The 13,395-nt window shown below is 65.7% G+C and carries 14 protein-coding genes and 1 pseudogene; 1 reads left to right on the top strand and 14 read right to left on the bottom strand.

All coding sequences use genetic code 11. The features are described 5' to 3' along the window. Positions 1 to 20 precede the first annotated feature (20 nt). From GE300_RS19515 to GE300_RS19455, 13 genes are read right to left on the bottom strand one after another with little or no spacing between them, the layout of a single operon-like run. On the bottom strand, positions 21 to 788 hold the full coding sequence (locus tag GE300_RS19515; protein ID WP_154449188.1) for a F0F1 ATP synthase subunit B family protein: 768 nt from the start codon (positions 786 to 788) through the stop codon (positions 21 to 23). Positions 789 to 791: 3 nt separating this feature from the next. Further along, positions 792 to 1,082 (bottom strand): F0F1 ATP synthase subunit C, encoded by a 291-nt coding sequence (locus GE300_RS19510; RefSeq protein WP_154449187.1) that lies wholly within the window; start codon positions 1,080 to 1,082, stop codon positions 792 to 794. Beyond that, positions 1,079 to 1,780 carry a F0F1 ATP synthase subunit A gene (locus GE300_RS19505; RefSeq protein WP_154449186.1) on the bottom strand — a complete coding sequence of 234 codons (702 nt, stop codon included), beginning with the start codon at positions 1,778 to 1,780 and terminating at the stop codon, positions 1,079 to 1,081. Before GE300_RS19505 ends, GE300_RS19510 begins: the two co-directional genes overlap by 4 nt. Then, positions 1,771 to 2,073: an N-ATPase subunit AtpR gene (locus GE300_RS19500; protein ID WP_233417209.1), complete on the bottom strand. Its 303-nt coding sequence runs from the start codon at positions 2,071 to 2,073 to the stop codon at positions 1,771 to 1,773. Before GE300_RS19500 ends, GE300_RS19505 begins: the two co-directional genes overlap by 10 nt. After that, positions 2,070 to 2,357 carry an AtpZ/AtpI family protein gene (locus GE300_RS19495; protein WP_154449184.1) on the bottom strand — a complete coding sequence of 96 codons (288 nt, stop codon included), beginning with the start codon at positions 2,355 to 2,357 and terminating at the stop codon, positions 2,070 to 2,072. The genes GE300_RS19500 and GE300_RS19495 overlap by 4 nt, the downstream gene beginning before the upstream one ends. Next, complete coding sequence (locus GE300_RS19490) at positions 2,354 to 2,764, bottom strand: ATPase (RefSeq protein ID WP_154449183.1); 411 nt, start codon at positions 2,762 to 2,764, stop codon at positions 2,354 to 2,356. The genes GE300_RS19495 and GE300_RS19490 overlap by 4 nt, the downstream gene beginning before the upstream one ends. Continuing rightward, a complete protein-coding gene (atpD, locus tag GE300_RS19485; protein WP_154449182.1) occupies positions 2,761 to 4,164 on the bottom strand; it encodes a F0F1 ATP synthase subunit beta in 1,404 nt (467 codons plus the stop codon). The genes GE300_RS19490 and atpD overlap by 4 nt, the downstream gene beginning before the upstream one ends. Before the next feature lie 20 nt (positions 4,165 to 4,184). Continuing rightward, on the bottom strand, positions 4,185 to 4,955 hold the full coding sequence (locus GE300_RS19480; protein WP_154449181.1) for an SDR family NAD(P)-dependent oxidoreductase: 771 nt from the start codon (positions 4,953 to 4,955) through the stop codon (positions 4,185 to 4,187). Between the two features lie 18 nt (positions 4,956 to 4,973). After that, complete coding sequence (arcC, locus tag GE300_RS19475; protein WP_154449180.1) at positions 4,974 to 5,885, bottom strand: carbamate kinase; 912 nt, start codon at positions 5,883 to 5,885, stop codon at positions 4,974 to 4,976. Between the two features lie 3 nt (positions 5,886 to 5,888). Beyond that, positions 5,889 to 6,890: an ornithine carbamoyltransferase gene (argF, locus tag GE300_RS19470; protein ID WP_154449179.1), complete on the bottom strand. Its 1,002-nt coding sequence runs from the start codon at positions 6,888 to 6,890 to the stop codon at positions 5,889 to 5,891. 24 nt (positions 6,891 to 6,914) lie between these two features. Next, on the bottom strand, positions 6,915 to 8,144 hold the full coding sequence (locus GE300_RS19465) for an arginine deiminase (RefSeq protein WP_154449178.1): 1,230 nt from the start codon (positions 8,142 to 8,144) through the stop codon (positions 6,915 to 6,917). A gap of 21 nt (positions 8,145 to 8,165) precedes the next feature. Continuing rightward, positions 8,166 to 9,611 carry a YfcC family protein gene (locus tag GE300_RS19460; RefSeq protein WP_154449177.1) on the bottom strand — a complete coding sequence of 482 codons (1,446 nt, stop codon included), beginning with the start codon at positions 9,609 to 9,611 and terminating at the stop codon, positions 8,166 to 8,168. 16 nt (positions 9,612 to 9,627) lie between these two features. After that, positions 9,628 to 11,994, bottom strand: a complete 2,367-nt coding sequence (locus GE300_RS19455; protein WP_154449176.1) for a heavy metal translocating P-type ATPase — start codon at positions 11,992 to 11,994, stop codon at positions 9,628 to 9,630. A gap of 367 nt (positions 11,995 to 12,361) precedes the next feature. Between GE300_RS19455 and GE300_RS19450 the strand changes: the two genes are divergently transcribed. Then, positions 12,362 to 13,048, top strand: coding sequence for a DUF6629 family protein (locus GE300_RS19450; protein WP_154449175.1), 687 nt, complete (start codon positions 12,362 to 12,364; stop codon positions 13,046 to 13,048). Between the two features lie 208 nt (positions 13,049 to 13,256). Here the strand turns inward: GE300_RS19450 and GE300_RS24000 are convergent. Then, positions 13,257 to 13,395 (bottom strand): annotated as a pseudogene (locus GE300_RS24000) (IS256 family transposase); the annotation flags it as partial.

The following is a 13,395-nucleotide window of genomic DNA, read 5'->3' as shown; positions in this document are numbered from 1 at the left end:
GCCCGTTGTCGCGGCGGCCCTCAGGCTGCATCGGTCAATCCTCTCGTGACGGTACGTCTGGCATGATGCTCCAGCAGGCTTTCCAGACCGTCGAGATAGCTGTCCACCGTCCAGGCGACCTGCGCGCCCCCCATCCGCAGGGTGAGGCCCGGCGCCAGCGACGGGTCGGTGACGAAACGCACCGTCACCCCGGGGTCGATATCCGCAAGCGCCGCGCCGAGGGAGGCGCGAACATCGTCCGGCAGCGGATCGCGGCTGAGCGCGACGGCCTGGCGGCTGTCACCGGCGGCGCTGTGCAGGTCCTTGGCCACGGCCCCTAGCTGCGTGACGGCATGGGCGGCGATCCGCTGTTCGAGGGTCTCGTCCGCCAGATCCCACAGCGCCTTGCGGGTCAGCGACAACAGCGCATTCGCGCCGGCGCGACGCAGCTCGGCACTGTAGGCATGCGCCTCCTCGGCGCGCCTCGCCTCGCGCTCTGTCTCTTCCTTCGACAGCCGGTTCTGGGCCTCGTCCAGCAGCGCGTCGCGTTCGGCCTCCGCGCTGCGTCGCGCCTCCTCCAGCGTCCCGGCCCTGTCGGCCCGCAACGCCGCGATCTCTGCCAGGTGGTCGGCCTCCGCGGCCCTTGCCGCGGCCGCGATCCCGGCGGCTTCGGCCATGCGATCGGCGATCTCCTTCTCGCGGGCGTCGATCCCGTCGAGGATCGGGCGATAGAGAAATCGCCTCAGCAGCCAGACGAGGACAAGGAAATTGACGATCTGCGCCGCGACCGTGATCCAGTCGATCGACATGGCCTAGCCGCCCGCGCCCTGCGCGGCGGCGTCGAGGGCCGCGGTCCAGAACGGATTGGCGAAGATCAGGATCATGGCGACGACGAAACAGTAGATCGCGGTGGACTCGATCATCGCAAGGCTGACGAAAAGCGTCCGCGACAGGGTCGGGCCGGCATCGGGCTGCTGCGCGATTCCGTTGAGCGCGGCCGCCGCCGCACGGCCCTCGCCGAGAGCGGGCCCGATCGCCCCGAAAGCGACGGTCAGCCCGGCCGTGAAAATCGAGACCGCGGCGATGATGGCAAGATCGGTCATGTCTGGTCCTTTCCTTTTGCTTCGGTTCGATCGGTCGGGGTCGCAGTGGCGCTGGAGATATAGACCGTGGCCAGGATGGCGAAGATATAGGCCTGGATCACGCCGGTCAGTAGGCCGAGCATGTCCATCACGACGGGAAAGAAGAACGGGGCAACGCCCAGAAGGATTGCCGCGATGACCGCCCCGCTCATGATGTTGCCGTATAGCCGGATGGCCAGGGAAATACCGCGGGACGCCTCGCTGACGATGTTGAACGGCAGCATGATCGCCGAAGGTTCCAGATAGCTGTGCAGGTAGCCGCCCAATCCCCGGCTCGCGATGCCGAACAGCGGCACCGCCACAAGCACCGACAGCGCCAGCGCCGCAGTGGTCGACAGCGATGCCGTCGGCGGATCGAAACCTGGCACCACCAGCAGCAGGTTCGAGGTGACGATGAACAGGAACAGCGTGCCGGAGAAATGCAGCAGCCGCCTGTCGGGGCGCCGTGTGATCTCGGCGATCTGGCCCTCGATGCCCTTGACGATGACTTCCAGCGCGGTGCGCCAGCGGTTCGGCGGCACGTCGGGGCGCAGGTTGCGGGTGACAAGCATCGAAGTAACGGTCAACAGCGCCATGATCAGCCAGGTGTTGAAGGCGGTCTTGTTGATCCCGAAACCGCCGATCGTGAAGACGATGTTGCTGTCGGGGGTCAGTTCCATCCGCGCGGCTCCGATCCCGCCGCCGGGCGGACAAGCGACACCGCCGCGATGCGCACCGCAACCAAGACCAGTGCGAAACCGGCCAGCATCGCAAGGCCGTTCTGCGCGATCAGCCAGACCGCGCCAAGCAGTGCCGCGATGCGCAGCGCGCTGCTGAGCACAAGCACCGGCATCGGGCGGCCCGACCGCAGGGCCAGGCGCATGCCCAGCGCCAGACCGCCAAGGAACAGCACACCCGCCAGCAGGCCGGCTGCCGCCCCGACGCCAAGTCCGCCCCAGTCGAAACCGCTCATTCTCCGCCTCCTTCCTTGCGCATCCAGATCCACGAGATCAGCGCCCCCAGAACGACACCGCCCAGGATCAGCGCGATCGTCCATGAAAACCCTTGCGGCACGACCCGGTCCAGCCACAGCCCCAGAAAGGCGCCGCCGACCGTCGGCACGGCGATCGACCAGCCGATCATGCCGAAGGTGCCGACACCGCGCAACGGGCTGGGCCCCGGATCGTCCCGCGCCGCCTTCAGCCGGCGTGCCCGCTCGCCGATCTCACGGGCCGGTTTATCCGGTTCTTCGGTCATGGGCTTGCCTTTCGCAGGATCGTGAAGCGGCGCACCATGTCGGCTTCGAGCCGCGACAGCGCCGCGCGGGCCGCGCGCTCTTCGTCCTCGATTTCGGCGAAGGCCTTTCCGACCGTCGCGTGCAGGGTTCCCAGGTCGCCGCCCTCGACCCCGCGGCGCACGGCGATATCGACGTCGTGCCCCTTCTTGACCAGCAGCCCCTCGTCGATGCCGAATATCCGCTCCGCCCCGCCCGGTTGCGTCACCAGCAGGACCGAAGGCACCAGGGCAGTCACGAAATCGACGTGATTGGGAAGGATGCCGAAACCACCATGGGCGGCGGATCCCGACAATCGCGCAGCGGGCCCCTGGAACAGGATGCGGGCGGGCAGGCGCAGGCTGACCCGCATTTCGTCCGACAGGCTCATGGCGCCTCCGGCAGGTCGGAGAGCGGGCCGATCATGTAGTAGGCGCTCTCGGGCAAATCGAATGCGGTCAGGTTCAGGATCGCTTCGCAGCCGTCCAGCGTGTCGGCAACGGGGACCAGCCTGCCCTTGGTCGCCGCTGCGCCGGCGACGGTGAAGAACGGCTGCGTCAGGAACCGCTCCAGGCGGCGGGCGCGGGCCACCACGGCGCGGTCATGGGCCGAGAGTTCCTCGATCCCGAGCATGGCGATGATGTCGCGCAGATCCTCGTATTCGGCCAGGGTCCGGCGCACGGCGCGGGCGATGTCGTAGTGCCGCTGGCCAACCACCGCCGGCGTCAGCATGACCGAGGCCGAGGCCAGCGGGTCGACCGCGGGATACAGCCCTTCGCTGGCCCGTTTGCGCGACAGCACCACCGAGGCCGATAGATGCGAAAATATCTGCGCCGCCGCCGGGTCGGTAAAATCGTCCGCCGGAACATAGACCGCCTGGATCGAGGTAATCGACCCTCTCGAGGTCGACGAGATCCGCTCTTGCAGGCTGGCAAGCTCGGTCGCCAGCGTCGGCTGGTAGCCCACCCGCGACGGCATCCTTCCCAGCAGGCCCGAAACCTCCGAGCCGGCCTGGACGAAACGGAAGATGTTGTCGATCAGCAGCAGCACGTCCTGCCCCCGATCGTCGCGGAAGAACTCGGCCATCGTCAACGCCGCTTTGCCGATCAGGAACCGCACGCCGGGGGCCTCGTTCATCTGGCCGAACAGCATCACCATCCTGTCGCGCACGCCGGCCTCGCCCATGTCGCGCCATAGCTCTTCGGCCTCGCGCGAGCGTTCGCCGATGCCACAGAACAGGCTCACGCCGTGGTGATTCTCGACCGTGTTGTGGATCAGCTCGCTCAGCAGCACGGTCTTGCCGACCCCGGCGCCGCCGAACAGCCCGGTCTTGCCGCCGCGCTCGATCGGCGACAGCAGGTCGAGCGCCTTGATCCCGGTCTCCAGCACCTCGGCGTGCAGCACCCGATCCTGCAGCGCGGGTGGCGGGCGGTGGATCGAGCGGCGCCCGATCCCGTCGTCGGGGGCCGGCCGACCGTCCAGCGGCGCGCCGAAGAGGTCGAGCATCCGGCCCAGCACTGCCTCGCCCACTGGCACGTAGATCCCGTCACCTCTGACCGATACGGCCTGACCCAGCCCCAGGCCCCGGACCGGGCCAAGTGCGATGCAGCGCACGACGCCGTCCCCGACGATCGCGGCGACCTCCATGGCCAGCTCTCCGGCCAGCAACAGCGCGTTGATCTGCGGACTACGCCCCTCGAACGCGACATCCACCACGCCGCCGCGAATCGCGATAATGCGGCCCGCCGCATCGTCGGTATCGCTCGCCTCGGCCTGTGCGGTCTCTGCCATGGCCTTCCGCTCCCCGACACTCAGCCCGCCGCCATGCCGCCATCGACGGGATATTGTGCCCCGGTGATGAAGGCGGACTCGTCGGAGGCGAGGAACAGGACCAGATTGGCGATATCGAGGCTTTCGCCGTATCGACCCAGCGGGATCGTGCCTGCAAGCTGTTGCTTCACCTCGTCGCCGTGGCCGGGATTGAACCCTTCCTCCAGCGACCGCATCATCCGCGTGTTGACCGGCGAGGGATGCACGGAGTTGACGCGCACATTGTGGCCTGCGGCCTCTATCGCGGCGGCGCGCGTCAAACCGACGACGGCATGTTTCGACGTGATGTAGGGCGCGACATTCGGGCTGCCCTTGAGGCCCGCAATCGACGACATGTTGATCACGCTGCCGGTTTTCTGCCCCATCATCACCGGCAGGACATGCTGCAGCCCAAGGAACGCGCCGCGCACATTGACCGCCATCACGCGGTCGAAATCCTCGATCTTCTGGTCGGCCAGCGGCGCGACCCTGCCTTCGATTCCGGCATTGTTGAAGAACACGTCGATGCGCCCGAACGTCTCGACGGTCTGCGCGACGTATCTTCTGCTGTCTTCGACCGAGGAGACATCGGCTGCGATGGTCAGCAGGTCCTCCGGACTGCCCAGATCCCGCGCAGCATCCGACAGGTCGTCATCGTCGAGGTCCACAAGCGCGACCTTGGCCCCCTCACTCAAGAAGAGCCGCGCGGTTTCCAGTCCGATACCCGCCGCGCCCCCGGTGATCAGGGTGACCTTATCTTTCAGGCGTTTCATGGATTGTCCTCCTTTGTTTCAGGTGTTTGCGACCATCGTCCCTGCGCGGCCCTCCAGCATGGCAAGCGCATCCTCCAGCCGGCCCACGCAGGCGAAACGGTCGCGCCCCGAGACGAAGGTCGCGGCGGCTGCCACCTTAGGTGCCATCGAACCGTCCGGCAGGTCTAGGCGCACTGCGTCCTCCGGTGACAATCGCCTAATAGCCGATTGCGCGTCGGTGCCGAAATCGCGGAACACGGCCTCGACATCCGTCAGCAACAGCAGGGCATCGGCCTTCAACTTGTGGGCCAGAAGCGCCGTCGCATGATCCTTGTCGATCACCGCCTCGATCCCGATCAGCGATCCGTCCGGCCGCCGGACAACCGGAATGCCGCCACCGCCCGCACAGATCAGCGTGACGTCCCGTTCGAGCAGCAGCTCCAGCACCCGCAAATCCGGGATGTCCATCGGCATCGGCGACGGCACCACCCGCCGCCAACGCGCACCATCCGCGGCGATGCTCCACCCCCGCGCCTGGGCCAGCCGTTCGGCTTCCGCCTTGTCATAGACCGGGCCGATGAACTTGGTCGGTCTGGCGAAGGCCGGGTCCTTGGGATTGACCTCGATCTGGGTCAGCAGGGTTGCGACCGGTCGGTCATGGCCCAGGGCGTTTTCAAGCGCCTGTTCGATCATGTAGCCGATCATGCCGTCGGTTTCCGCCCCCAGCACATCCAGCGGGAACACCTCATCGGGTTTGTAGGCGGCGCCCTGCAACGCGAGGAGGCCGATTTGCGGCCCGTTGCCGTGAGTGACGACCAGTTGGTGGCCGGCCTCGATGATCTGCGCCAGCGCGGCGGCCGCGGTGGCGACGTTCGCGCTGTGGGCCTTGGCAGTCAGAGGTTCGCCACGGCGCAGAAGCGCATTTCCCCCGAGGGCTGCAACGACAAGCATGGGCTAGTTTCCCAGCGTGGCGACAAGGACCGCCTTGATGGTGTGCAGCCGGTTCTCGGCTTGGTCGAAGACGATGGAGGCCGGGCTTTCGAACACCTCTTCGGTGACTTCCATCGCCGTGATGCCGAATGTCTCTTCGATCTCGGCGCCGACCTCTGTCTCGGCATTGTGGAAGGCGGGCAGGCAGTGCATGAACTTCGTCCGCGGATTGCCGGTCTTCGCCATCGCGTCGGCATTCACCTGATAGGGCTTCAGCAGCTCGATCCGCTCCGCCCATTTTTCCTTCGGCTCGCCCATCGAAACCCAGACATCGGTGTAGATGAAATCGGCGCCTGCCACGGCGGCATCAACATCCCCGGTCAGCATGATCCGCGCCCCGGTTTCCGCGGCAATGGCATCGGCCTCGTCACGGATCGCGGGATCGGGCCAGAGGCTCTCGGGCGCGCAGAGCCGCACATCCATGCCCATCTTCGCGCCGCCGATCAGCAGGCTGTCGCCCATGTTGTTGCCCGCGTCGCCCAGGAAGCAATAGCCGATCTCGCGCAGCGGCTTGTCGGAATGTTCCTGCATGGTCAGGAAATCGGCGAGGATCTGCGTCGGGTGAAACTCGTCCGTCAGCCCGTTATAGACCGGCACGCCCGCGTATTTCGCCAATGTCTCGACAATGGGCTGGCCGAAACCGCGATATTCGATGGCGTCATAGACCCGGCCCAGGACACGGGCAGTGTCCTTGACGGTCTCCTTCTTGCCCAGATGCGACCCGGAGGGGCCAAGATAGGTGACATGCGCGCCCTGATCATGGGCCGCCACCTCGAACCCGACACGGGTGCGGGTGCTGTCCTTCTCGAAGATCAGCGCGATTTCCTTGCCGGTCAGGCGCGGCACCTCGGTGCCCGCGTATTTCGCCGCCTTCAGGTCGGCGGAAAGCTTCAGCAGAAAGCCGATTTCCTGTGGCGTGAAGTCGCGCAAGGTCAGAAAATGGCGGTTTCGCAGGTTGTAGGACATGGGATTTCCTTGTCGTCGGGGTGTTCAGATTGCGTCGCGGATCGTCGGGCAGCTCATGCAATGGCTGCCGCCCCTGCCCCGGCCCAGTTCGGCGCCGGGGATGGCCAGCACCTCGATCCCGGCTTCCTTGAGGGCGGCGTTCGTGTCGTCGTTGCGGTCGTAGCCGATGACGACGCCGGGGCGCAGCGCCAGCACGTTGTTGCCGTCATTCCACTGCTCGCGCGATTGCTCGGCGGCATCGGACCCGCCCGTGGGGACCAGATGCAGCGTCTTGTGGCCCAGAATCTCGGCGGTGATCTCGAACAGGTGGCGGGCATCGCGGCGGATATCGAGCGGCGCCTTGCCCGCGCCGGGGCGCAGGTCGTAGCAGGTGATGGCATCCGCCACCTCCTTGAAGGTGGTCACGACATCGCCGCCGCAATGGGTAAAGACGGTATCCAGGTGCATCGCCGCGCGCGAGGCGGGCATCTGGCAGGCGATCAGACGGTGCACATCGCCACCCTCGAACAGCGCCTCGGCCAGTTGGCCCACCGCCTGCGGGGTCGATCGTTCGCCCATACCGACCATGACGACACCGTGGCCGATGGGCATGATGTCGCCGCCTTCCAGCGTGGCCGTCCCGAACTCGCGCGTCGGATCGCCGAACCAGACCCGCGCCTGCCCCGCGAATGTCGGGTGGAACCGGTAGACGGCGGCCATCAGCAGGGTTTCGGGCCGCCGCGCCGCGAAATGCATCGGGTTCAGGCTGACGCCGCCATAGACCCAGGCCGAATTGTCGCGGGTAAAGATGAAATTCGGCAGCGGCGGCAGCACGAAGCCGTTGGGGCCGAGGTAGCTGCCGAACATGCCCGAGGGCGTGAAGGGCAGATCGTCCACCGTGATCCCGCCGACCAGAAACCGCGCAAGCTCGGCTCCGGGCAGGGATTCCATCCAGGCCCGCAGATCGTCCCGCATTCCGACGCCCACATCATTGCGGGTGATGCGGTGGTCGAGAACCCAGTTGCGCGCCTCGGGCATCTCCAGCACGTCCCCCAGCAGCGCCATCGCGTCCAGCACCTCGATCCCCTCGCCGCGCATGATGTCGGCAAAGACGGCATGATCCTTGATCGCCTGCTTGACCCAGAACACATCGTCGAACAGCAGATCCTCGCGGTTGTCCGGCGTCAGGCGGCGATGCGCCAGGCCCGGGGGCGATACGATCACCTGCCGCAATCGGCCCACTTCCGAATGAACGCCCAGTTTCGGTTCAGACATCTCGGATGCCTCCTTTGCTAATCAGAGAATGGCGGCCAGGCTGATCCCGGCCGAGATGAAGACGACGAGGATCAGCAGCAGGGGCCAGATGAAGACGATCCAGCGGTCGAACGACACGCGGCCGATGGCCAGACCGCCGATCACCACCGCCGATGTCGGCGTGATCAGGTTCACCAGCCCGCTGGCCGATTGATAGGCCGTGACGACCAGATCACGCCCGACCCCCGCGAAATCCCCCAATGGCGCGAGGATCGGCATCGACAGGACGGCAAGGCCGGACGACGACGGCACCAGAAAGCTCATCCCGATCTCGATCCAGAGCATCAGGTTGATGAAGGCGATCTGGGGCAGGCCGCCAAGCGTGTCGGCGGCACTGTTCAGGATCGTGTCGGCAATCAGGCCCTGCTCCATGATCACGACGATGCCGCGCGCCAGCCCGATCACCAGGGCCACCCCCAGCAGATCCTTCGCCCCGTCCACGAAGGACGCGGTCAGCGTCTTTTCCCCCATTCGCGCGACCAGCCCGACCACGATGGCCATGCCGAAGAACAGCGCGCCCATCCGAGCCATCCACCATCCCTGGCTCGACACGCCCCAGATCATCACGGCGAAAGTGGCGAAGAACAGGACCAGGACCAGTTTCTGGGTGCCGGTCAGTTTGGGTTCGGTGAGCTCGGCATCCGTCTCGTTGAGGAAGAACTGCCGGTCGCTGTCGCGTTGCGCGGCCACGACCGAGCGTTTCGGGTCGGCCTTGACCTTCGCGGCATAGCGCATGACATAGGCCACACAGATCGCGAGGCCGCCCAGCAGAAGGACCAGCCGCAGCGCGATACCGTCGGTGAACGGGATGCCCGCCGCGTCCGACGCGATCACCGTGGCGAAGGGGTTGATGGTCGAGCCCAGCGTGCCGATCCCGGCGCCGATCAAGATGATCGCCACGCCGGTCACGGAATCGTAGCCCGCCGCGATCACCACCGGGATCAGAAGCGCGTAGAAGGCCAGCGTTTCCTCGGCCATGCCATAGGTGGTGCCGCCGAGCGCAAAGAGCGACATGAGGATCGGGATCATCCAGATCTCGTGCCCCTTCAGGCGCAGCATCGCGGTCTGGATGCCGGTGTCGATGGCCTTGGTGGCGTTCACCACGCCCAGAAAACCGCCCAGCAGCAGCACGAACAGCGCCACGTCGATGGCATTGGCGGCATAGCTGTCGGGATCGTAGAACCCGGCGACCGGTGCCAGCATCACATCGATGAAACCCTGCGGGTTGGGATCGACCTCCTGGTAGGTGCCGGGCACGGCGATCTCGCGGCCCACCTCCTCGTTCATGGCGCGGTCATACTGGCCCGCCGGGATGATCCAGGTCAGCGCCGCGACGACGATGATCAGACCGAACAGGATCGTGTAGGCGGTCGGAAACTGCGGCGCCATGCCCTGCCCGTCCGGTGTTTTGGTCGATGTATCAGACATATCGAGTCCCCCTCTTTCAATGTGATTTCTGCGGATGCGATGCGTGCAGCGGGTCCTGGCCCGTCTGCGCGGCACTGGCGGCGGCCTTGCCCGCGCCAATGCCTTCCAGCCGGGTCCGTTTCAGCAGCAGCGCGTTGACCGCGACCAGGGCCGAACTGCCCGACATCGCAATCGCCGCGACGGCGGGGCTGATGATCAGCGGGTAGAACACGCCCGCCGCCATCGGGAAGGCGATCACGTTATAGGCCACCGCCCAGAACAGGTTCTGGTGCATCTTGCGCAAGGTGGCGCGCGACAGCTCGATCGCCCCCACGACATCGTAGGGATCGCTCTTCATAAGCACGACGTCGGCGCTTTCCATCGCCACGTCCGTGCCCGCGCCGATGGCAAAGCCGACGTCGGCCTGGGTCAGCGCGGGCGCGTCGTTGACTCCGTCACCGACCATGCCGACCTTCTTGCCCTGGGCCTGCAACTCCTTGACCTTTTCGGCCTTCTGGCCCGGCAGCACATCGGCCAGCACCATGTCGATGCCCAACTCGCCCGCGATGCGCCGCGCCGTGCCCTCGTTGTCGCCGGTCAGCATCGCCACCTCGACGCCCCGTTCGCGCAGCTTGGCCACGGCGGCCATGGCGCTCGGGCGCGGTGCGTCGGCGATGGCGATCAGGCCCAGCATCCGGCCCGCCTGCGCCACGTGCACGACCGTGCGGCCCTCGCCCTTCAGGCGCTCGGCCTCGGCGGTCAGGGGGCCTATGTCGATGCCCTCCTCGTCCATCAACCGCCGGTTGCCGACCAGCACGGTTTCACCCGCGATCTCGGCGCGGGCGCCGCGGCCTTCGAGGTTGAGAAACCCGGCCATCTGCGGCACGTCGAGATCCGCGGCGCGTTCGACAATGGCCAGCGCCAGCGGGTGATCGGAACCGCGATCTACGGCAGCGGCGGCCCGCAGCGCGTCATCTTCGCTGCCGCCCTCGCCGGCCACGACCTCGACCACGCGCGGCTGGCCCATGGTCAGGGTGCCGGTCTTGTCGAAGACGATCACGTCCAGCCTGGTCGCGTCTTCCAGCGCGCCGGCGTTCTTGAACAGGATGCCATGCTGCGCCCCCAGCCCGGTGCCGACCATCACAGCCATCGGGGTCGCGAGACCCAAAGCGTCCGGGCAGGCGATCACGAAAACGGTGATCGTCAGCGTCAGCGCGAACAGAAGCGGCTCGCCGATCCACCAGAACCAGACCGCGAAGGTCGCAAGCCCGATCACGATGGCGATCAGCACCAGCCATTGCGACGCGCGGTCGGCCAGAAGCTGCGCCGGCGCCTTGGAGTTCTGCGCCTCCTGCACCAGCTTGACGATCTGCGCCAGCGCGGTATCGGCGCCCACCTTGGTGGCGCGGTAGCGGAAACTGCCGCTCTTGTTGATGGTGGCGCCGATCACGGTATCGCCCACGGCCTTGTTCACCGGCATGGACTCGCCCGTCAGCATCGACTCGTCGACCAGCGACGTGCCTTCGATGACCTCGCCATCGACGGGGATCTTGTTGCCCGGCCGGATCAGCACGATCTCGCCTTGCAGCACGTCCGAGGTGGGCACCTCGACCTCCCGGCCATCGCGGATGACGGTCGCCATCGGCGGCGCAAGATCGAGCAGCGCCCGGATCGCAGCCGAGGCCCCTGCCCGCGCCCGCATCTCCAGCCAGTGCCCCAGCAGGATGAAGACCAGCAGCACCGCCACGGCCTCGTAGAACTGCACGCCGGGAAAGAAGAGGGTCGAGCCGACGCTGAACACGTAGCCCGTGCCGACCGACAGCACGACCAGTACCGCCATGTTCAGGATACCGTTGCGCAAGGCCCGCCAGGCGGCGACGAAGAACGGCCAGCTTGGCCAGATGATCGCGGCACTGCCGAGGAAGAACAGCCACAGGTCCAGCCTCAGACCGAAAGGCGGCGCGGGCGGCGTGAACATGCCCCCCATCGGCGAATAGATGAAGATCGGGACGGTGAACAGCAGCGCCACCCAGAAACGGTTGCGCATGTCGCGGACCATCCCGGCCATGTCCATGCCGCCGCCATGGCCCATCTCGTGCGCCATCGCGTCGTGACCGGCGGGGGCCTTTCCGCCATGCGCCGAATGGCCGTCATGGCCCGTGTGGTCCATCCGGCAGACATGGTTCGGAACCCGCTCGCCCGCGCAGTGGAAGCCACAGGACTCCACCGTCTTGCGCAGCGTTTCCTCGCCCACGACCGTCTCGTCGTACTGCACCGTCACGCTGGCCGAGGCCGGGTTCGCTTCGGCGCGGTGCACCCCGTCGAGGGCCGACAAATGGCGTTCGACCGCGAGGTGATCGAGTTCCTCGAACAGCCCGCGGACCTCAAGGGTCAGTGTTCTCAATTTCTGCTCCTGTCGATTAACCTTACAGACGCGAACGACCGTTTGGTGGATAGACGATGCCGGTCTTCAAACCTTACAGTTCCTTCCGCATGGCTTTGATTTGGAGGAAAGCCACTTGCGATCCCACAACTCGGCCTGTTGAAGAATCCGTATGCTCTGCCGACCGGGCGTGTGAGATTTCCGCAGTGGCCGCGTGCTCAGGAAGGTCATCGCGACCGAGCTGCGCCTGCGACCGTCGCCATCACCATGGGTTGACCAGCGACGGAGGGAGGGCTCCCGTGGTCAGACGGCTGCTTTTCAGTGCCCGGTACGTGCCTTAGAATTGGGCTTGGACCTTCCCAATAAGAATTATGAGAGAGAGAATTCCATGTGCTTATCGGCCCAGGTCAGCTTTGCCGCCAGCGTATTCCTTGTCGGCGGAGGCACTGCCATTTCAATCGAGGCATGGCGGCGCAACAAACGCTACCTGCCGCTTGCCCTAATGCCGCTTTTCGCCGGCCTTCAGCAGTTTACCGAGGGTTTTGTCTGGGTCGGCATGAACGGAAACGATCCCCTGACGGTCTTATGGGGGGCCATGGGGTTCATCTTTTTCACCTGGTTCATGTGGCCGATCTGGGTCCCCTTCTCGGTCTACGTGCTTGAACCGGACACCAGTCCGCGCAAGCGGTTGTTCCGGCTCATGGCGTTGATCGGGCTGGCTTTCGGACTGTTGCTTTACATCCCGCACGGGCTGAACAGCGACATGGTCGTGGTCGAGGTCAATAATCAGTCGCTGGCTTATGAAAAATCCATGTGGCTGGATTTCATGATGCCGCGCTGGCTGACCAACACGATTTACGTCGCCCTCATCACCCTGCCGCCGGCGCTGTCGCACTACAAACACGTGCGCCATTTCGCCCTGACTTTGGTGGCGGTGATCATCGTCGACATCGTCTTCCTGCGGTTTGCCTACATCTCATTTTTCTGCCTGCTGGCGGGGCTCGCAACGCTGCATCTGGTTTACATCATCCTTACCAACAAATGCGCCCGCGAATGCCCTGAGCTGTTCGCCTGATCCCGTCGTATAGCTTTCCGTGTCGCAGTTTGATGGACTTACGGGATCGCTTCGTCGCTAGACAGGGCAGTGGCAATCATCGGGATCGTCCAGGCAGCAGGCTCCGCAATGGTGTTGGATCGCGTCGCGCAGGGCAGCGCGTGCTCTGTACAGTCGAACGCCAAGGGCGTTGCGGTTCGGTACTGTCAAAGATCTTTCGCACTTTTAGTCACGCGACGACGGCTCCTTGGGTATGATCCGCGAATAGCGGGGTGATGTTCATGTACTTGTGGGTGGACCACTGCGTCCCAGCGATGTGGCGCAGGCGGGCCGCGGCCAGGTTCAAGCAGGATTTTCCGTCTGGGAAT

This window comes from Halovulum marinum (genome assembly GCF_009697225.1).
GTDB classification, from domain to species: Bacteria; Pseudomonadota; Alphaproteobacteria; order Rhodobacterales; family Rhodobacteraceae; genus Halovulum; species Halovulum marinum.
The sequence above is the reverse complement of the archived record's forward strand: the minus strand, read 5'-3'. Positions and strand labels throughout refer to the sequence as shown.